The sequence below is a fragment of the Mucilaginibacter sp. MD40 genome (assembly GCF_002288635.1).
In the GTDB taxonomy this organism is placed as follows: domain Bacteria; phylum Bacteroidota; class Bacteroidia; order Sphingobacteriales; family Sphingobacteriaceae; genus Mucilaginibacter.
Map to the genome: position 1 here is coordinate 889,086 of NZ_NRSW01000001.1, position 19,459 is coordinate 908,544.

The window sequence follows — 19,459 nt, forward strand, 5'->3', positions numbered from 1 at the left end:
ATTACTCGGTTACCTTAACGCCTTTCCAGAATGCTACGTAGCCGGCTATCTGAGCCGCGGCAGCCTTTGGCTCGGGATAGTACCATGCCGCATCTCTGTTTTGCTGACCATCAACATCTAAGGTGTAATAGGAGGCTACGCCTTTCCAGGGGCATGTAGTATGCGTATTGCTTTCGGTCAAATATTCGGACTTAACGCTTTCCTTTGGAAAATAATGGTTATTCTCTACAACAATAGTATCATTACTTTCGGCGATAACCTGGTTGTTCCAGATGGCTTTCATTGGCGGTGATGTATTTAAGATAAATATAACTTATAAGTACGGTTTTATAATCAGCTACATGATTTTTTTGTTTGAGCTCTATATTATTTTATTCTGAAAATCAATTAATTAAAATTTTTTGTAAAAATTATTTTAAAATAAAGTCTAAACGTATATCTTTGCAGTCCCAAAATAAGGGAAACAGTTTAGACTGTTAAACTTAAAAGACGGCCCGTTCGTCTAGGGGTTAGGACAGGAGATTTTCATTCTTCAAACAGGGGTTCGATTCCCCTACGGGCTACGGAAAACAATACCAAAAGATGCTAAAAGGCTGCAAATCAAAAGTTTGCAGCCTTTTTTTATTGCACCAAAGCACCATATTAGGCATCAAAACGCAACAAAAATGAGCGTAATTCGGTGCGTACTCAAATGGAAAATAACTACGCACCGAATTGCTTATAATTAATTGATTGTCAACCTGTTCAGCGAGTGAACATCTTGATAAAAGCAGGCTACAAACTTACTTTTGTTTAACTTTTAAGCTTGTAATTATGAGTAATTTCCATCTGCTTTTCTACATCAGAAAGCAAAAAAACTACAAAGGGGGTGCAATGCCCATCTACATGCGCATCACAGTTAGTGGCAAACGCGCGGATATATCCATAGGACGCGATTGTGATCCAATCAAATGGAACAACCATGCAGGACGTGCAATTGGCACCAAAGAAGAAATTAAGGCACTTAACAATTACCTCGACAGCCTGCAAGCCAAACTTCGGAATGCACACCAAGTATTAATTGATACGAACCAGCAAGTAACAACCGAAAGCTTGCAGAATCAGTTCACAGGGAAGAACCAAAAAAGCCGTTTCCTGATGGCATTATTCAAAGAGCATAATGCTAAAGTTAAAGCATTAATCGGAAACGGTTTTGAGCCTAATACATTGAAAGGGTATAATACTTCTGTAAAACACCTTACTGGCTTTCTGCAAGAAAAATATGGTAAAACAGATATAGAGATCAGCCAATTAAACCATTCTTTTATTACTGACTTTGATTTTTACTTGAAAGCTAATTGTAAAATTACCGGCGTATCTGCTGCTAAATACATTAAACATCTTAAAAAAATAGTTAATCATTGTCTTGCTAATGGCTGGCTAAAGCAAAATCCGTTCATCAATTTTAAATCAACTGCAAAGGCAAAAGAGCGCACTTATTTGACGCAACAAGAATTGGATGCTATAACTAATAAAAAATTTGTTGTTGACCGTTTATCACAGGTGCGCGATGTTTTTGTGTTTTGTTGCTATACCGGATTATCTTATGCCGATGTTAAAAAACTAACGAGAAATGAGATTGGGACAGGCATGGACGGTGATAAATGGATATTCACAAGCAGGCAAAAAACAGATACATCTTCCCGCATACCACTGCTCCCAGTTGCTTTAGAAATGTTAGAGCGTTACCAGGATCATCCCCAATGTGAAAATAAAGGCCTGGTATTGCCTGTATTGAGCAATCAAAAAATGAATGCCTATCTGAAAGAAATAGCAGACCTATCCAATGTATTTAAGCATTTAACATTTCACTTGGCCCGGCATACTTTCGCAACGACCGTAACTTTATCAAATAATGTCCCTATAGAAACAGTTAGTAAGATGCTTGGCCACACGAATATAAAAACCACTCAGCACTACGCTAAGATATTAGACATGAAGGTCAGCAAGGACATGGCATTGCTAAAAGAGAAATATAAAGCAGGGGCTTTTTAATGCAGAAACAAGTAAATCAAAAAGAACAAAACATCAATTTACTAAAATAACTATATTTGTATGAGAACACTATATCAAAGTATGAGCAGCACTACCGCAAGCCATGTACATTCAGTTTCGATCTTCGATCTATCAGAAGAAGAGTTGCGGGAAAGGGTGCGTTCCACCTCTGAAAAGATTAAACAGGAAGCTTTCGCAAAAAATAGCTACCTCACTTATTACGATCCATTAGTTTGCCCGGACACCACTTATACTGTACATGAATATCGTGACAGGAAAGAACTGGTCAAACTGGAAAATGGCAAGGCTCGTTTTATTAAAATATTGTAGTCATGCCAAAAGGAAACCCGCAATTAACAATTGTCGGGGGGCCAAACGGGGCGGGTAAATCTACCTATAGTAGAGATTTATCGCCTAAGGGAGCCGTTGTTTTTGATGCAGACATCATAACAGCGCGTGTTGCTGCCCGTTTACCCCAAGACGTTCCCGTCGAAAGTATTCATTTTGCTGTGCAATCAATATTCCTTGACTTTGTAGAAGAAGCGATCAAGAAAAAACAGAATTTTACCATAGAAACGAATTTCAGGGATAATCAGTTGATGGATACTATATCCCGTTTCAAACAGAACGGCTATGATACCAGCATAATCTACATGACGCTTAATGATGTCGAACTTTCGATCGACCGTGTAAAACTTCGAGTGAGCACAGGCGGCCATTTTGTTGACGAGGCCAGCATTCGGTATAACTATGAGGAAGGATTAAAGAATCTGGAGTACTTTTCTGGCCGGTTTGACAATCTTGAGATTATTGACGTTTCAAAAGGCCCCGGTGAATTAAAGTCCTTACTGAAAATTAAACAGCAACGAATTATTTATCTAAACGACGATTTACCGTCAGCCGTTGAAGAAACAGTACTTAATATTGCCAATCGTTTTAACGATATTTCAAGGCGTGAAGAAAATGATAATGATGAAGAACAAGGCTGGGATTATAGTTTAGGACGGTAAGCCATTCATGAAAAGCTGTTTTTCACATTTGGCAATGCTGCAATTGTAAAAACAGCTTTTCCTTGCCCACAGGCTAACGTTCGCTATGCTCACGACAGCCTTTTTGTCACCCCACCGTTATTACATTCGTTTTTTCACCCTTTCGCGAATTTAGGCCAAACCGGGATGAAAATTCAAGGGCATGTAAATGGGCGAAAGTGTTTTTTTTTCAGCGGCCGCCCACCCTTGAGTTTTCACCCGGTTTAACTCAGTTGTTGCTCAAGTTGAAAAAATGAAATGCTTTGTTCAATCCTATTGCAACTTTAATTTATTTGTAATCGAGCCCAGTCGTTGACCTGGCTATTCAGTTTTTCCGGATCCATTCCGGGAAAGTTTATGCTGGCATATTCCCTAAACGCTGCTTGTGTTTCCGGCTGTTCCCATTCCATCACCGTTAATAACAGCATCGGCCATTGTTTGGTTTCTTTCATAAAACCATAGATGGTCAAATAAGGCGGAGCATAGTAAAATGAATGCTCAATCAGTTTATCATACAAATCTTTATTAAACGAGCTTTTCAAGTCCCGGACAGCATCGAAGGCGATCACATTTTTGCTGCCATGCAGCATAATATCTCCCAGGGCAGGCATACCCTCATCCCAGAAGAAGGTATGCAGGTAATTGATAAATCCGCTTTCCATTTCGTCACACAGGTCTCTACTGAAATTGGCATATTCCTTTTTAAATAGTTCCAATGAAAAGTCGTCGGGGTGCCTGTTAGTAATGAATTTAATGACTTCGGTTTCCTTTTTGATAACATCCAGCAGGTCTGGCCCTTTTCGGATACTGGTTCCTGGAATGGTCAGTAAATACCGCTCTTTGGACAATAACTCGAAATAATAACTTTTAAAAAAGTGCGTCTTTCGCTCATAAGTTACCTGCACATATAGCGGATGCGTTGTTACCCCATGAAAGTAGACCTGCTTGAGCCGGTCATTGAAATAGGTTTTAAAAGAGATCTTCAATTTTTTTACTTTTTTTAAAATTATTTTCAGTGGCTTTTAGCGGTTTTTGATTTGCTGCAAAAATTTATTTGCTCTTCCCGTCGCATAATCATCTCGATCGGTATTAAATCAAATGGAAATAAATGCATTGCAAATATATTATAAGTTTTGATGTATTTTAAATTATCAAAACAAATTTTTACATTTGCTTTGGTTGCAAAACCGGCTGATCTTCTATAATCCCTAATCTGGGAGCTTACCCATGCCTTTTCGTGCATGGAGGAATATCAAACTATAATTTATTCATGTACTAAACAACTATTTTATGAATGTGGACCTGTTATCAAAGGAAGATTTAAAAATCTTCAAAACCGAATTACTGAACGAGATCAAAGAAATAATCAAGCCTGGCACCGGGCAATCCAAACAATGGCTCAAAAGTGCAGAGGTCCGGAAGATGCTGAGCATCTCTCCCGGTACCTTGCAGAACCTGCGGATCAATGGAACATTGCGCTATACGAAGATCGGCGGGATGATGTATTACAAGCTGGAGGATATTACCAAAATACTAGAAGGGAACGAGCGCTAATGCAAACCAAAATAAACCTCGCCTTTGCGGATTACAGCAGGCTGATCAGGCGTATGGGAAAAGACCATCGACTTTCCAGTACGCATATCAGCTTATGCGCTGCCTTGTTCGCTGCCTGGCAAAAAAGCGGCTATGCCAATCCTTTTGGCATTACCCGCAAACAACTGATGGTGTATTCCAAGATTGCTTCGGTGGCAACCTATCACAAGTGCATTCGTGAATTGGATGAACATGGGTATATCCGTTACCAACCAAGTTTCAGCCCTAAACAGGAGAGCCTTGTTTACTGGCCGGAGGCCACCTGATGTACAGCCAGGCAGAATTTACAGTATACCAGCACATTCAAAGTTCGATGCGAATCTATTCAATGCAAACAAGTTCGCATCGAACGCCGGGCGTTGACAATTGCTATACTGAGAGCAATTCCCCGCTCAGGCTCTGTAACACTATATCAAGTAAAGAAACAGATTCTAATTAATTTTTATGACAGGACAGAACAAGTTACCAAAATTCATAAGTCCTTTTTTCGGAGGAAAAAAGGAGCAAGCGGAAGCTGGGCGGAGCCCTGCTTTGCTTGCCCTACGCTATCGCTACGGGGGTTTTTCGTATCCTCCGGGGATACTCACAGCCGTTTTTAACACCAAAACAAAAGGAAAAAGAATACTTTTTGGTATCCTGTGTGTCGGGATATGATGACAACATAATGAAATTGGAATGGAAGATATTAATGTCAAATCAGTACGCTATCCAGAAGTAACGGACCAGAAGTTTGAAAAGATCGCCATTAAACTGGGAAGGACAAAGCGCAAGGTCTTTATACAAATGGTGGATTATTTCTATAAAAGCAAGAAGGATCCGTTGGACCTGAATGATGAACTCCTCAAAAACACGTTGATGAAGAACCACCAGCAGTATGTTGGTTTCATCAAAATGCAGGAACAAATGCTGCTGGTTCCAATTAAGTCTTTGATGGAAAAATTAGGTGAATCCCAGCGCCAGATCATCGACCGATTTAATACAGCGGTACTCCATCATAATGTAGATGTGTTGAATAATCAGCAAGCCCTGGCAGCCATGATGGGAGAAATTGCGCGGCTCATGGAAACGATATTAAGCAGTCAAACGGACAAAGAAACGCTGAAAGTGAAGTTTCTCTCCATACTTGAGGCATATATCAAAGCCCGGGAAGCATTTACGATGATGACAGCAGCAAGGGAGAAAGAAGAACTCATTGCCACCACCAAAAAACAAGTGACTTTATTATAAAAACTCGCCGACTAATGTTCATCAATATAAGTGATAGTAAAGAAGCTGCCAATAAAGGCAGCAGCGGCGTTCTGGTGCAATACCTGGAAAAAGAGAACCGGCTGAATAAGAAAAGCGAACCTGAATATTGGTTCAACGGCCAGCAAATAAAGGTAGACCCCTACGAGGTAATGAAAACACTAGACGGGAATATTGCCAAATTAGGCAAAGCAGATGCTAAATTCTTTCTGGTCAATATCAGCCCCAGCCAGAAAGAAATTGCGTTTCTAAAGGAGCAATATGGTGAAGAAGGCGCGAAAGCGCAGCTCAAAGGATTTGCCGTAAGGGTGATGGATGCATATGCGCAGAACTTTAAGCGCGATGGCATCAAAAGTCACGAGGATCTGGTATGGTTCGCCAAGCTTGAAAACCACCGTTATTACACGCATAAAGAACCCGAAGTTAAACAAGGCATCAAAAAACGTGGTGACCGCAAGGAAGGCGAACAAATGCACGTGCAAGTCATCGTTAGCCGGAAGGACCGAACCAATTCGATTAAGCTCAGTCCGATGAATACTTCGCGCGGCAAAAATGAGGAACATTCCAAAAAGATGGGACAGTTTGACCGGCTGGCATTTAAGCAAAGCGGGGAAAGCTTTTTTGATGAACTATTTGAATTTGACAGAGGGTTAAAAGAAACGATGGCGTATGCCAATACAAAAAAAAATGGCAGCCTGGAAGACAGGATAAAAATGGAAACCCTAGAAACCGAAACGGCTGAGCCGCATGCCTTGAATGAACGGGAAAACACTCTTGGTCATCATCAGTCTACACCTCTGGCTTCGTTGTTTGACTACGCTGGGCCTATTGGAATTAGTATCGCAGATGATGTAGATGACGAAGCGGTTTATGGCAAGAATCGGCACAGGAATAAAAGCCGGGGGCGTTAATTCTTAAAAAAAATCTTGACTCTCGACGGTTTTATCCAGTTGATATTATAAATACATCATATTAAGTTCTATTTAGTGAGATAGAATCACTCTATAATATGATTTAAATCATATAAACATTTAAACCACATACGCATTTTTGCGTGATGGAACTTACAATTAACCCGCAAACAAAGATCAGCCAGTTGCTTGAAATTGACCGTGACCTGGTGATCAAGACGCTGATCGGTTTGAATAAAAAATTTTCAAGACTTAAAAACCCCTTGCTGCGGAATCTATTGGTTAAAAGGGTTAGCATTGCCGATGCCTGCAAAATATCAAATACTGAGATCGCGGATTTTATGTGGAGCATGAAGCAGATCGGGTTCAAAGTAACTGATGACACTTCCGTTGAAAATAATATAGCCGTGCTGACTGCTGCTTTCCAGGAGCCTTTGGATTACCTTGAACTTGATGTACGTCCTGTATTGGCACAGGATAAAGACCCGCTAAAAGAAATATTAGCGGCTATAAAAAAACTCGAAGAAGGTCAGGGACTGAAACTCGTCAATGCCTTCGAGCCCCTGCCATTGATCCATTTGCTGGTAGACAAAGGATTTTCCTTCCGTGTGGAACATCCCGAACCAAACCTGGTCATAGCTTATTTTAGCAAAGCAGGATCTATCGCGGATGAAACGGTTACCATTCCTTTAACAGTCCCGGCAGCTGATAATGACCAATTCGACCGGCTGTTGAAAAGATTTGACGAACACCGAATTATTTTTCTTGATGTTCGACATCTGGAGATGCCAAAACCTATGCTGGCCATCCTGGAGCAAACACCGAGCCTGGTTGCGGGAAGCGCCCTGTTTGTGTATCACAAAAAGATACCGGTATACCTGCTGCCGGAATTGGAGAAACAAGGATTGACCTATGTCTTTAAAACAATCGGGCCTGCCGATATCAACATGCTGATCTATAAAAAATGAGCGGGATCAAGCAGAGCCCTGGCCTTTATAAAATCGTGGTGACTCATTATGTGGCTGCCGCGTTTTGTTTTTTGGTGCTTTCTGTGATGATGCTGTTTTCCGTGAAAGCTTTTACGGGACATTATTTTCACCCGCAGATCCTTGCGATCACCCATATGGCAGCGCTCGGGTGGGGAACTATGATTATCCTCGGGGCATCTTATCAGTTGATACCTGTTGTGCTGGAAACTGAACTGTACAGCGAAAAACTCGCCTGGATAAGTTTCGCGCTCTTTGTGCCGGGGCTGATTACACTTGTCTATTCGTTTTGGGTATTTGTGCCGGGCATTCATATGCAATGCGGCGCTATCTTATTACTTTTGGCCGTCCTCGTATTTACGGTCAATGTATACCTGACCGCTAAAAAGAAAAAGCAGGAGACTATCCAGGAGGATTTTATTTTCAGCGCCTGTATCTGTCTTTGCCTGACCGTCGCATTAGGCGTGGCTTTGGTGTTTAATTTTACCGTGTCTATATTTCCGCAGGATCAGCTGCATTTTCTGAAACTCCACGCGCACATGGGGTTGATCGGATGGTTCCTGCTGATGCTGATAGGCGTGAGTTCCAAACTGGTACCAATGTTCCTGGTATCATCGTATCAAAATACTAAATTGCTCACCTACAGTTATTACCTAATTGTAGGCGCGCTGCTGTACTTCCTGGTAGATTCTTATCTCTACGGGCTTAGTTTGCGGACCTATCTGATATTCGCGATAGGCGCCGCTGGATTAACCTGCTATTTTATCTTTATTTTAAAATGCCTGCGGTCGCGGTTAAGAAAACATATCGACCTGCCGATGATGAACAGTTTTCTGTCTTTTATCCTATTAAAGATCGCAACGCTGACCGTTCCTTTTATCATCTACTTTCACCTTAAAAACAACCCGGTGACCATCCGCTTTTCGATGATCTATGGCGAATTTATGCTAATGGGTTGGATCACCGCGTTAATATTGGGTCAAACGTTCAAGACGCTACCTTTTATTGTTTGGGTTAAACACTACGAACACCTGACGGGCAAATTTAAAACCCCCATGCCCGCAGACCTTTTCGCTGATAACCTCCTGAAGGCACAAACCGTGTCTTATCTGATCTTTTGCCTGACGTTTATGCCGGGCTGTTACCTGCTGTTCCTGCCGCTGATCTATATCGGCATCGCGGCATTGATGGTTACCGCCATGCTGTACCTGTCCAACATCTTTATCGTACTATTTCATAAAACAATAACTTATGGCAAGCTTTGATATTACCGACCCCAATTCGTTTTTAAAAGAACAAATGATGGAGACACTCCGTCTGGTGATGGATCCGGAATTGCACATTAACATCATCGACCTTGGGCTGGTTTATGGCATAGAAATAGAGGCCCCGAAAAAACGGGTCAAGGTTGAAATGACCTTGTCCTCCTCGTATTGTCCGATGGGTGAAAGTATTGTATCCGCTGTAAAAAATTGTATCGAGGGCCATTATGAAGGTTATGAGGCCACGGTCGACCTCGTTTGGGAGCCGGTTTGGTCTTATGATAGTATTACGGATGAAGGTAAACGATTATTAGGCCTGTGATGAAATGGTATAAAAGCCTGAATTATCCCCGGTGGGCGATCATTAATTTTATCGTGCTGAGTATTTTCGGTGTGTTACTGCGTTATATGCAGCTTTACGATGTCCCAAAACTTGACTACCAGTTCATCCTTCATGCGCACTCGCACTTTGCTTTTTCAGGCTGGATGTTTTTCTCCATCGCCTTATTGATCGCCTCGTTATGCAATGAAGGGAAAATAGGTTCCGGTTTCAAAGCTATACTTTTACTAACGCTTATAAGCGCCTACGGTATGCTGGCCAGTTTTTCATGGCAGGGCTATAAACTGGTTTCCATCAGCTTCTCAACTCTTTTTGTATTGGTGACTTTTCGCTTTACCTACCTCGTGTCCCATGGAAACTTGCTTAAAAAACGTGTGAATGAACCAGCATATATCCTGCTCCGGGGAAGCCTGTTCTTATTATGCCTTTCGGCGCTGGGGCCATTCGCCTTAGGCCCGCTGGCTGCATTGGGGCTAAAAAACACACCGTACTACCAGGACGCAATTTACTTTTACCTGCATTTCCAAATGAACGGGTTTATGCTCCTGGCTGTTTTGGGACTATTAGTTGCTGCTTTCCCGATTACGCCATTAAGGCGACGATCGAGGCTATGGCTATATGTTTTTGTGTTTTCTGCGGTACCCCTCTATTTTATTTTCTCCTTGTGGAGCAACCCCGGTAGGGTTATCTGGATTCTGGCTGCTATTAGCGCTGGCTTAAACCTGGCCAGCTGGCTTGTGCTGTGTTTTAGTTTTAGAAGCCAATGGCGCAATTTGTCTTTTATAGAAAGAGCGGCTTTTATAGGCCTGACATTAAAATGTGTTTTTCAGGTGTTTGTCTGTATCCCGGCTATAGGTGATTGGACCTTTCTCAACCGTAACCTGATCATTGGTTATATCCATTTGCTCACCCTGGGAATAATCATGCCGCTGCTGATCGGGCAATTTCTAAGAAAAGGGATGATCAGGTCCTGTAAATTAGTTGCCACCGTAAACATCCTCTATGTCATCCTCGCCGTGACTTACCTCTGCCTGCTCTTTTTACAACCCTTGTTAGCGCTGTTTGCCATCGTGATCCCATCTTATCAGTTCCTGTTGTTTTTACTTTGCCTGTCCTTTCTTCCGGTCGGCATTCTATTGCTTTTTAAGGCTAAAAGGCAACGCTCATAAGTATATGTGACGACGATCACTTTTTTAATAAATAATAAAAGATAACTTTGTCTTTTATTATTTAACAATTTAGAAAATGGAAGTATTAGACATTCTGGACGTAACCGTGATCGAACCGCGGTTTAAGCATCCAAAGATTTTTGACAAGTTCGATTCCCTGTTAGCAGGCGAGGCTTTTATTATTCACAATGACCATGATCCTAAACCTTTGTATTATCAGCTTCTGGCTGAAAGAGGCCAGGTATTCATTTGGGATTATCTGGAAAGTGGCCCGGAAGTATGGCAGGTGAAGATCGCCAAAAAGACCGAGGCAGAAAACACGGAAACCATCGGAGAGATCGTGGCCAAGGATTACCGCAAAGCTCAGGTCTTTAAAAATTTAGGCATTGACTTCTGCTGTGGTGGTAAAAAAACCATCGCTGAAGTTTGCGAGAAAAAAGGGATCAGTCCGGAGGAAGTGGAGCGCCAGCTGGCAGCCGTTAAAGGCGAAGCATCCACCACCAGTGAAAATGATTTTCAAAACTGGGACCTTGGTTTTCTGAGTGACTACATTATCAATACCCACCATCGGTATGTCCGCGAGAATACCCAGTTTATACTGGAGATCGCCCAAAAAGTAGCGCGCGTACACGGTGAAAGACACCCGGAACTAATCAAAGTGGCGGAATTATTTGGACGGATCGGAAATGACCTGACCTTGCATATGGTCAAAGAAGAAAAAATACTGTTCCCCTTTATCAAGGAACTGGCGCAGGTTTATAATTCAGGCGGTATGCTCCCTTCTGCAAACTTTGGAAAAATTTCCGTACCGATACAGATCATGGATTCTGAACATGAGCAGGTAGGCGGTGATTTCGAAACCATTCGCACGATCACCTCGAACTACCAATTGCCGGAAGACGCTTGCAGTTCTTATACTATTCTGTTCAAGAAATTGGAAGAGTATGAAAACGACCTGCACCGTCACGTACACCTGGAAAGCAATATTCTGTTCCCTAAAGCCATTCAGCTCGAAAAGGAATTATCTTAAAGGATAATTATATATTTAGGTTTGTAAAATCAACAGCACAAAAAATGATACTATCCAAATCATGTGAATACGCCATCAGGGCGACGGTTTATGTCGCCCTTAAAAGCAGGAAGAATGAAAAGACGGGGATCATCGAGGTTGCTGAAGCAATTGGTTCACCCATGCATTTTACAGGCAAGATATTGCAAACGCTGGTCCGCAAGAAAATTCTTTCGTCCGCGAAGGGGCCGACCGGGGGGTTTTATGTTGAAAACGGGCAGGACCTTTTCCTGATCGACATCGTCAGGGCGATCGATGGCAACGGCCTGTTCACCTCTTGTGTGCTGGGTTTAGAGAAGTGTTCGGAAACACAGCCCTGCCCGATGCACGATCAGGTTAAACCGATCCGGGATTTGTTAATGGCCGAGTTCAGCAAGAAGCCGATAACCGAATTGGTGGAAGAGTTCCAGCAGCATAAATACTTTTTGAAATAAAAAAATTTGACGCAATAAAAGACATTTGTATCTTTTATTAATACGATACACAGCAATTAAATGAATATAAAAACAATATACTATGTCATATAACATGATTTAAATCATATTATATGGGGTATAGCGTCATATCATTGCTTGGTATTTACTGATAGTTTTATCGAAAATTAAAAACAACAAAATGAAAAATCTAAAAACCTTATTGATTGCGACGCTCGTGTCAGGTTTGACCTTTTTATATGCCTGCGGTCCGTCAAACGGTGGCTCAGATTCTGAGAACACCTCAACGGCTGCACCGGCCGCTGCACCGGCTTCAACAGCAGACATAGACCCGGCCGCAAAAAGCGACAGCAAGGGTGTCGGCAAATTCACGGATGTCAAACTGACTGCCATTGATCCCGCCATGGCGGATAAAGGGCTGGTCGTCTTCAATGCCAAATGCGGTGCTTGCCATAAAATGACCGATCAGAAAGTTGTTGGTCCAGGATTGCTGGGAGTAACCAAAAGGCGCACACCGGAATGGATAATGAACCAGATAACCAACCCGGTTGAAATGGAAGCAAAAGATCCTGTTGGACAAGCTTTACTAGCAAAACACCTGACCCAAATGACGTTCCAGAATGTAACGGATGAAGAAACCCGCCAGATCCTGGAATACTTTAGAAAAAATGACAGCAAATAACATTTAAACTTTTAAAGATTATGAAATTTTCACCTTATAAATTACTGGTACCGGTGCTGGCTTTGTTAGCGGGCAGTACCATTTATGGCTGTAAACCCGGCAAAGCCGGTTCTTCAGTCGACGCCGATGCCGCGCAAAAAGTATACGTGGCGCCAGGTAAATATGATGAAGTATATGCTTTTCTATCAGGGGGGTTTAGCGGGCAGGTAGCTGCCTACGGTATACCTTCTGGCCGCTTGCTAAAAGTAATTCCGGTATTTTCTCAAAACCCGGAGAATGGTTATGGGTATTCTGAAGAAACCAAACCCATGCTGAATACTTCACACGGATTTGTACCCTGGGATGATTCCCACCACCCGGAGCTTTCCAAAACTAATGGCGAAGATGACGGTCGCTGGTTATTTATTAATGGAAATAACACGCCGCGTATCGCCCGTATCGACCTGGCTACTTTTAAAACTGCCGAGATCATCGAGTTGCCAAACATCGGCGGAAATCACGCCTCTCCGTTTTGCACAGAAAACACCGAGTATGTGGTCGGCAATACCCGTTTCAGTGAACCGCTTGACAACAATAAAACAGATAATTCGATCGCCAGCTTTAAGCAAACTTTCAAAGGTGCGGTTTCATTCGTTAAAGTAAACAAAGAAAACGGTGCGATGAACCTGGCTTTTCAGCTGATCGTGCCGGCTTTCAATTATGATTTGGCACACGCCGGTAAAGGCCCGTCACACGATTGGATCTTTTTTACCTGTTATAATACCGAACAGGCGCATACCTTATTAGAGGTGAATGCAAGCCAGCGTGACAAAGACTTTATCATGGCCGTGAACTGGAAAAAAGCGGAAGAACTGATTGCCGCTGGTAAGGGAACTAAGATATCCGCAAAATACGCGCATAATGTCTATAATGACAAGACGCACACCGCCACTTCAGTTATAGAGACGGAAACACAGACCATTGATATCACAAAATTCCCGGGCTTGGTTTATTATATGCCCTGCCCGAAATCTCCGCATGGTGTAGACGTGAGCCCTGACGGATTAAGTATTGTTGCGAGTGGGAAACTGGCTGCTATTATCCCGGTATTCTCTTATCAGAAAATGCTGGACGCTATTGATAAAAAACAATATGACGGCATGGTCGAAGGTAATATTCCGGTATTGAAATATGATGCAGTACTGCGCGGTGAGGTAAAAAAACCAGGCTTGGGTCCGTTGCATACCGAATTTGATGATAAAGGTTATGCGTATACCACCATGTTCGTTTCCTCAGAGGTTGTTAAATGGAAACTGGACAATTTGGAAATTACTGACCGGATACCTTCTTATTATTCACCTGGCCACTTATCTGTTGTAGGCGGTGATTCCAAAAAGCCATTCGGTAAATACCTGCTATCATTAAACAAGATCACCAAAGACAGGTACCTGCCAACAGGCCCGGAACTTGCCCAGGCTTGCCAGCTGATCGATATTACGGGTAATAAAATGAAACTTTTACTGGATTTCCCGACCATCGGTGAGCCACACTATGCGCAAATGATCCCGGCGGAAAAGATCCTAAAAAACCAGGTCAAATTCTTCAAGTTGGAAGACAACAAAAACGCTTATGCCACCAAGTCTGAAAAAGAGACCAAGGTAGTCCGAAACGGCAACCGGGTGGATGTTTATATGACCGCTATCCGTTCGCACCTTGCACCAGACAATATTGAAGGCATTAAGATCGGAGATGAAGTTTATGTCCATGTAACTAACCTGGAACAGGATTGGGACGTACCGCATGGCTTCGCGATCAAGGGTGCGAATAATGCAGAACTGTTGATCATGCCGGGTGAAACCTGTACCTTAAAATGGACTCCCGGATTAGCAGGTATTGTTCCTTTTTATTGTACTGACTTCTGTTCAGCGCTTCACCAGGAAATGCAGGGCTATTTCAGAGTGTCTCCAGCAGGCTCTAATGTGCCTATTAAATTCTCTATCGGTGAAAACCCGGTAACCCAATAATTTAAAATCAAAGTGTATGGTTTTGGAAAACACCATACACTTTGTTAATCCTCTGATCATGAAAACCCATACAAGAGTGTTGATCTTCATCAGCTGCCTGCTGATGCTGAGCGCTTATTTTCTTCCATTATGGCATATTTTACTGGATGCTCCCCAATATCCCGAAGGCCTGGAAATGAAAATCTGGCTGAATGGATTGTCAGGAAGTATCGATCAGATCAACGGTCTGAACCACTACATCGGCATGAAATTTATTTCTGTCGACGATTTTAAAGAATTTAAGATACTTCCCTTTGTATTTGGCGCGCTGACACTCATCGGTATTGCCGCGGGCCTCTCCAAAAGCCGCAAACTCCTATGGGCCTGGTTCATTGGCTTATGCCTTTTCGCCATCGTTGGGTTTAGCGACTTTTATATGTGGGAATATAGCTATGGACACAAACTAAATCCACATGCCGCTATCAAGGTCGAAGGGATGAATTACCAGCCGCCGCTTTTTGGCTATAAGCAACTGCTCAATTTCACTGCCGGATCATTACCCGATACGGGCGGGCTCTTGGTCGGATTAGGCGGGGTATTGGTCGCCGCTGCACTTTTTTATAAACCACAAATTTCTCCAAACAAGATCAAATGAAAAGGTTAAATATCATTACAATGGTGCTGTGCTGTCTTTTGACAGCTTGCAGCCATGAGCCTGAGCCTATCCGTTATGGCAAAGACGCCTGTACGCATTGTAAAATGACGATCATGGATAAGCGTTTCGCTGCTGAGCTGATCACCGGCAAAGGCAAAGTATTCAAATTTGACGCGGCTGAATGTATGACCGGTTTTTTAAAGGAAAACCCTGCCATTGCTGCCGACGCTAAGAGTGTCTTTTTAGTCAATGATTTTACCAATCCAGGAAAATTTACCGATGCCCGAAAATCCTTTTTCCTCCGGGATAGTTCGCTGTCCTCTCCTATGGGGGGTAACCTGGCGGCTTTTCAATCCCGGCCGGCGGCAGAAGCCGCAAAAAAGGACAAGTCGGCGCAGGTCTATGACTGGTCACTGTTATTAAGTAAAAATAAATAATGAGATCGCTCATCGTTAAAATAGGTTTACTGTTTATGCTGCCGGTTCCGGTATGGGCTCACACGATCATCGTGGCTCCCGGAACAAAAGTGGCAACGCTCAAACAGGCGGTAACCCTCGCTAAAAATGGAGATACGATACGCGTCGAAAAAGGAACCTATATCTCCCTGAATACGATAGTGGATAAAGAACTGACCATTTTAGGGCAGAACCAACCTGTCCTGGATGCCCGTTTCCAGGAAGAAGTATTGACGATCACTTCAGGACATGTTAAACTTGACGGTTTTATCATCAAAAATTCAAAAACCGGTTCTATGCGTGATTTTGCAGGAATAAGGCTAAGTAATGTGGAATTTGTGACCATCAGCAACAATATCCTCGTCAACAATTTTTTTGGTATCTACTTGTCCAACTGTAAACATATCCAGGTATTGCATAATCATATTACCGGCTCCAACAACATCGAGAACTCCGGGAACGGTATCCATTTATGGAAATGTAAGGAAATATTGCTCAATGGGAATTACGTGACCCGGCACCGGGATGGAATCTATTTCGAGTTTGCTAAAAAATGCCTGATCGAGAATAATTTCAGTGAAAAGAATATCCGTTACGGGCTGCATTTTATGTTTTCGGATGATGATACCTATCGTCACAATACTTTTAAAAATAACGGTTCAGGTGTTTCCGTGATGTATACCCGGCGCATCGCCATGCTGGATAACACGTTCATCGAAAACTGGGGAAGTTCCATCTATGGCGTATTGCTCAAAGAGATCACCGATGCGCGGATCGAAGGCAATCATTTTATCCGGAACACCACCGGCATTTATATGGAAAACTCCGACCGCATTACGGTGACCCATAACGATTTTATATCCAATGGCTGGGCCATGCGGGTACTGGCCAGCTGTAATAAGGACCATTTCACCCAAAACAACTATAAAGGAAACTCTTTTGACGTCACCACCAACGGTACCCTAAAAGAGATCTATTTCAATGACAACTATTGGGATAAATACGAAGGCTATGACCTGAACAAGGATGGTACCGGTGATATACCGTACCGCCCGATAAGCTTGTACGCGCAGATCATCGAACAGAACCCGCAGAGCGTCATGCTGATGCGGAGTTTCATCGTCAACCTGATCGACAAGGTAGAACGCGCTATTCCATCCATTACGCCCGAATCTGTTAAAGACGAAAAACCAAGAATGAAACCATGGAAAAAATAATAGCGGTCAATGGACTTAAAAAATCATTTGGGCGGCTGGAAGTACTCAAAAATGTCAGCTGCGATTTCGCCAGCGGCGGGGTGGTGTCCATTCTGGGGCCAAATGCTTCAGGAAAAACCACGCTGATCAAATCCATCCTCGGGATGGTTATACCGGATGGCGGAGAGATCTTATTTCAAGGCAGGTCTGTCGTGAACACCTTTGATTATAAAAGGCACATCGGCTATATGCCCCAAATAGGACATTACCCTGATAATATGACGATCGGCCAGCTTTTTAAAATGGTTATGGATATCCGGCAACAGGACGCGGTTGATACAGAACTGCTCAAAGCTTACCAGCTTGAAAGTATGTATCAAAAAACCATGCGCACCTTATCCGGCGGCACATTACAAAAAGTAAGCGCTGCGCTGGCATTTATGTTTAATCCAGATGTACTGATCCTGGATGAACCGTCGGCCGGCCTTGACCCGCTCGCAGCCGAAGCGCTGAAAGAAAAAATACTGGAAGAAAAATCTAAAGGCAAACTGATCTTGGTAACCTCCCATATCCTGAGCGAAGCGGATGAAATATCCGATCATATCCTCTACCTTTTTGAAGGCCAGATCAAATTTTATAAGACCTTAACGGATCTGAAACTGGAGACCGGTGAGCAGAAACTAAGCAAGGCCTTAACACAAATATTAAGTTCACCATCATGCTAAAGATCGCGAAATATATCATCCTCGATATCGTACGCAGCAAGGTATTGCTGGCATATACGCTTTTATTACTGGCGATCAGCCTGACCATTTTCTTATCAGATGCAGACGTAACCAAAGGCCTGGTGAGCATTACAACGGTTATCCTGATCATCGTTCCGCTGGTGAGTATCGTTTACGCGACGACCTATTATTTCAATGCGGCTGAGTTCACTGAAATGCTGGTATCGCAGCCTATCAGCAGGCGAAATATCTTACTGGGCAAATTCATCGGGATCAGCAGTTCCATTTTGCTTGCCTTTTTTATTGGCGTATGCATCCCTGTGTGCCTGTTTGCCTTTTCTGCGACCGGCATCACACTTATGATCTCGGGCTGCCTGCTGACATTAAGCTTTATTTCACTGGCTTTCCTGACATCGACCATTACACGCGATAAAGCCAAGGGCATTGGCCTTGCTTTAATGCTCTGGTTTTATTTCTCGATCATATTCGATGGCCTGGTTTTAATGTTCCTGACCCTTTTTGCCGATTATCCGCTGGAAAAAGCGATGATCGTTTTAACGGCATTAAACCCCATAGACCTGGCCCGAATCCTGATCTTGCTGCAACTCGATATTTCCGCGCTAATGGGCTATACCGGGGCATTATACCAGGAATTTTTTGGAAGTGGTATCGGGATCGTGTTCTCGCTGTTGATGCAAATGATCTGGATCATTGTACCGCTATTTTTTGCACTTAAAATATTTAAAAAGAAAGACCTATAATGAAAAAAATAACAACTGTTATTGTGTTTGTCCTCGCTTTTTCTACACTTCATGCAACGAGCCGCTATCAGCATGAAAAAGCTTCCGAGGAATTAGTGTTAAATAATGGCACCAAATGGAAAATCGACCAGGCTACCGGTAAGAATGTTTCCCGTCTCCAGCAGATCGCCAAAAAAGCCGACGGCCATACGATGGCTGACTATCACATGGCAGGCAACACGTTACAGTCAGGTATCGATCAAATGATCAAAGAATGCCGGATGAAAGGCCCGGATCACCTGGCCCTGCATAAATGGCTGGAACCTTTGATGGAACAGGTTAATCAACTTAGGAAGGCGACTAATGCAGCATCGGCCAAAATCCACTTTAGTGCAATAAAAAAACGCTTAGCGCTATTCAATCAATATTTTAAGGTATAAAGATGTTAAAGCAGTTAACGGCATGGCTTTTGATTTTCTCGGTACTCACCGTTAACTACTCCCGGCTGTTTGTTTACGTCGGTTTCAAGATGAACCAAAGCTATATCGCCGCCAAATTGTGCGAAAACCGCGATAAACCTTTCCTTCATTGCAACGGTAAATGTTACCTGATGAAAAAGATTAAGCAAGCGGAAGACAAACAAAACAATGCCGAAAGCCAGGCGCAGAAAAACCTGTTCCAGGATGTTTATTTTGTCAACAATCTCTTTCACAACAGCACCTTATGGAGCACGGGTATCGAAAACCCGTTTCCGTCCGTAGGAAATTACGGTAAACAGGCAGGTACTTTTCTCTCCATATTCCGCCCGCCCCAATTGAGTTGATCCTTATTGAAGTCAACCATCAAGGAGGAGCCTTTTGGCACCTCCAATGGATAATTTATGTACGGACCGTTTCTTCCGGTCTAATCAACAATTTTTAACGATCAGCAAACCGCAAGTGGTTTACTCAATA

Annotated in this window: 24 protein-coding genes and 1 tRNA gene; 23 read left to right on the top strand and 2 right to left on the bottom strand. The window is 42.9% G+C overall.

All coding sequences use genetic code 11. The features are described from left to right. Position 1: 1 nt before the first annotated feature. A complete protein-coding gene (locus tag CKK33_RS04000; protein ID WP_095702871.1) occupies positions 2 to 283 on the bottom strand; it encodes a DUF427 domain-containing protein in 282 nt (93 codons plus the stop codon). A gap of 208 nt (positions 284 to 491) precedes the next feature. Between CKK33_RS04000 and CKK33_RS04005 the strand changes: the two genes are divergently transcribed. The 4 genes from CKK33_RS04005 to CKK33_RS04020 all read left to right on the top strand — a co-directional run bounded on the left by CKK33_RS04005 (position 492) and on the right by CKK33_RS04020 (position 3,044). Further along, positions 492 to 563: transfer RNA gene (locus CKK33_RS04005), tRNA-Glu, on the top strand. A gap of 250 nt (positions 564 to 813) precedes the next feature. Next, positions 814 to 2,034, top strand: coding sequence for a site-specific integrase (locus tag CKK33_RS04010; RefSeq protein ID WP_369803530.1), 1,221 nt, complete (start codon positions 814 to 816; stop codon positions 2,032 to 2,034). A 60-nt stretch (positions 2,035 to 2,094) separates the two neighbouring features. Beyond that, a complete protein-coding gene (locus tag CKK33_RS04015) occupies positions 2,095 to 2,364 on the top strand; it encodes a hypothetical protein (protein WP_143822895.1) in 270 nt (89 codons plus the stop codon). A gap of 2 nt (positions 2,365 to 2,366) precedes the next feature. Next, positions 2,367 to 3,044: a zeta toxin family protein gene (locus tag CKK33_RS04020; protein WP_095702873.1), complete on the top strand. Its 678-nt coding sequence runs from the start codon at positions 2,367 to 2,369 to the stop codon at positions 3,042 to 3,044. Positions 3,045 to 3,346: 302 nt separating this feature from the next. On the opposite strand, the gene CKK33_RS04025 is transcribed toward CKK33_RS04020, so the two are convergent. Continuing rightward, positions 3,347 to 4,048 (bottom strand): hypothetical protein, encoded by a 702-nt coding sequence (locus tag CKK33_RS04025; protein WP_095702874.1) that lies wholly within the window; start codon positions 4,046 to 4,048, stop codon positions 3,347 to 3,349. A 304-nt stretch (positions 4,049 to 4,352) separates the two neighbouring features. On the opposite strand from CKK33_RS04025, the gene CKK33_RS04035 reads away from it, so the two are divergent. From CKK33_RS04035 to CKK33_RS04130, 19 genes are all read left to right on the top strand, one after another. After that, a complete protein-coding gene (locus CKK33_RS04035; protein ID WP_095702876.1) occupies positions 4,353 to 4,616 on the top strand; it encodes a helix-turn-helix domain-containing protein in 264 nt (87 codons plus the stop codon). Continuing rightward, positions 4,616 to 4,921, top strand: coding sequence for a hypothetical protein (locus CKK33_RS04040; protein WP_095702877.1), 306 nt, complete (start codon positions 4,616 to 4,618; stop codon positions 4,919 to 4,921). Before CKK33_RS04035 ends, CKK33_RS04040 begins: the two co-directional genes overlap by 1 nt. Before the next feature lie 409 nt (positions 4,922 to 5,330). Then, entirely contained in the window at positions 5,331 to 5,882 is a 552-nt protein-coding gene (locus CKK33_RS04050) for a BfmA/BtgA family mobilization protein (protein ID WP_095702879.1), read from the top strand. 14 nt (positions 5,883 to 5,896) lie between these two features. Continuing rightward, positions 5,897 to 6,811, top strand: a complete 915-nt coding sequence (locus CKK33_RS04055) for a DUF5712 family protein (protein ID WP_095702880.1) — start codon at positions 5,897 to 5,899, stop codon at positions 6,809 to 6,811. A gap of 146 nt (positions 6,812 to 6,957) precedes the next feature. Then, on the top strand, positions 6,958 to 7,779 hold the full coding sequence (locus tag CKK33_RS04060; RefSeq protein ID WP_095702881.1) for a DUF2249 domain-containing protein: 822 nt from the start codon (positions 6,958 to 6,960) through the stop codon (positions 7,777 to 7,779). Next, the gene (locus CKK33_RS04065; RefSeq protein WP_095702882.1) at positions 7,776 to 9,062 is read left to right on the top strand and encodes a cytochrome C oxidase subunit I; all 1,287 of its coding nucleotides are present in this window, start codon (positions 7,776 to 7,778) and stop codon (positions 9,060 to 9,062) included. Before CKK33_RS04060 ends, CKK33_RS04065 begins: the two co-directional genes overlap by 4 nt. Positions 9,063 to 9,099: 37 nt before the next feature. After that, a complete protein-coding gene (locus CKK33_RS04070) occupies positions 9,100 to 9,381 on the top strand; it encodes a metal-sulfur cluster assembly factor (RefSeq protein ID WP_158223391.1) in 282 nt (93 codons plus the stop codon). Then, the gene (locus CKK33_RS04075; protein ID WP_095702884.1) at positions 9,381 to 10,568 is read left to right on the top strand and encodes a hypothetical protein; all 1,188 of its coding nucleotides are present in this window, start codon (positions 9,381 to 9,383) and stop codon (positions 10,566 to 10,568) included. Before CKK33_RS04070 ends, CKK33_RS04075 begins: the two co-directional genes overlap by 1 nt. A gap of 76 nt (positions 10,569 to 10,644) precedes the next feature. Further along, positions 10,645 to 11,598, top strand: coding sequence for an iron-sulfur cluster repair di-iron protein (gene ric / locus CKK33_RS04080; protein WP_095702885.1), 954 nt, complete (start codon positions 10,645 to 10,647; stop codon positions 11,596 to 11,598). Positions 11,599 to 11,642: 44 nt separating this feature from the next. Continuing rightward, the gene (locus CKK33_RS04085; protein WP_095702886.1) at positions 11,643 to 12,071 is read left to right on the top strand and encodes an Rrf2 family transcriptional regulator; all 429 of its coding nucleotides are present in this window, start codon (positions 11,643 to 11,645) and stop codon (positions 12,069 to 12,071) included. Positions 12,072 to 12,252: 181 nt separating this feature from the next. After that, entirely contained in the window at positions 12,253 to 12,753 is a 501-nt protein-coding gene (locus CKK33_RS04090) for a cytochrome c family protein (RefSeq protein WP_095702887.1), read from the top strand. A gap of 20 nt (positions 12,754 to 12,773) precedes the next feature. Further along, positions 12,774 to 14,756 carry a Sec-dependent nitrous-oxide reductase gene (nosZ, locus tag CKK33_RS04095; protein ID WP_095702888.1) on the top strand — a complete coding sequence of 661 codons (1,983 nt, stop codon included), beginning with the start codon at positions 12,774 to 12,776 and terminating at the stop codon, positions 14,754 to 14,756. A gap of 58 nt (positions 14,757 to 14,814) precedes the next feature. Further along, entirely contained in the window at positions 14,815 to 15,390 is a 576-nt protein-coding gene (locus tag CKK33_RS04100; RefSeq protein ID WP_095705741.1) for a hypothetical protein, read from the top strand. Further along, positions 15,387 to 15,827, top strand: coding sequence for a nitrous oxide reductase accessory protein NosL (locus tag CKK33_RS04105; RefSeq protein WP_095702889.1), 441 nt, complete (start codon positions 15,387 to 15,389; stop codon positions 15,825 to 15,827). The genes CKK33_RS04100 and CKK33_RS04105 overlap by 4 nt, the downstream gene beginning before the upstream one ends. Next, positions 15,827 to 17,062: a nitrous oxide reductase family maturation protein NosD gene (locus CKK33_RS04110; RefSeq protein ID WP_095702890.1), complete on the top strand. Its 1,236-nt coding sequence runs from the start codon at positions 15,827 to 15,829 to the stop codon at positions 17,060 to 17,062. The genes CKK33_RS04105 and CKK33_RS04110 overlap by 1 nt, the downstream gene beginning before the upstream one ends. Next, complete coding sequence (locus CKK33_RS04115) at positions 17,050 to 17,766, top strand: ABC transporter ATP-binding protein (RefSeq protein ID WP_095702891.1); 717 nt, start codon at positions 17,050 to 17,052, stop codon at positions 17,764 to 17,766. Before CKK33_RS04110 ends, CKK33_RS04115 begins: the two co-directional genes overlap by 13 nt. Continuing rightward, entirely contained in the window at positions 17,760 to 18,527 is a 768-nt protein-coding gene (locus CKK33_RS04120) for an ABC transporter permease subunit (RefSeq protein ID WP_095702892.1), read from the top strand. The genes CKK33_RS04115 and CKK33_RS04120 overlap by 7 nt, the downstream gene beginning before the upstream one ends. Beyond that, positions 18,527 to 18,946 carry a hypothetical protein gene (locus CKK33_RS04125; RefSeq protein ID WP_095702893.1) on the top strand — a complete coding sequence of 140 codons (420 nt, stop codon included), beginning with the start codon at positions 18,527 to 18,529 and terminating at the stop codon, positions 18,944 to 18,946. Before CKK33_RS04120 ends, CKK33_RS04125 begins: the two co-directional genes overlap by 1 nt. A 2-nt stretch (positions 18,947 to 18,948) precedes the next feature. Beyond that, complete coding sequence (locus tag CKK33_RS04130) at positions 18,949 to 19,329, top strand: hypothetical protein (protein WP_095702894.1); 381 nt, start codon at positions 18,949 to 18,951, stop codon at positions 19,327 to 19,329. Positions 19,330 to 19,459: the final 130 nt, after the last annotated feature.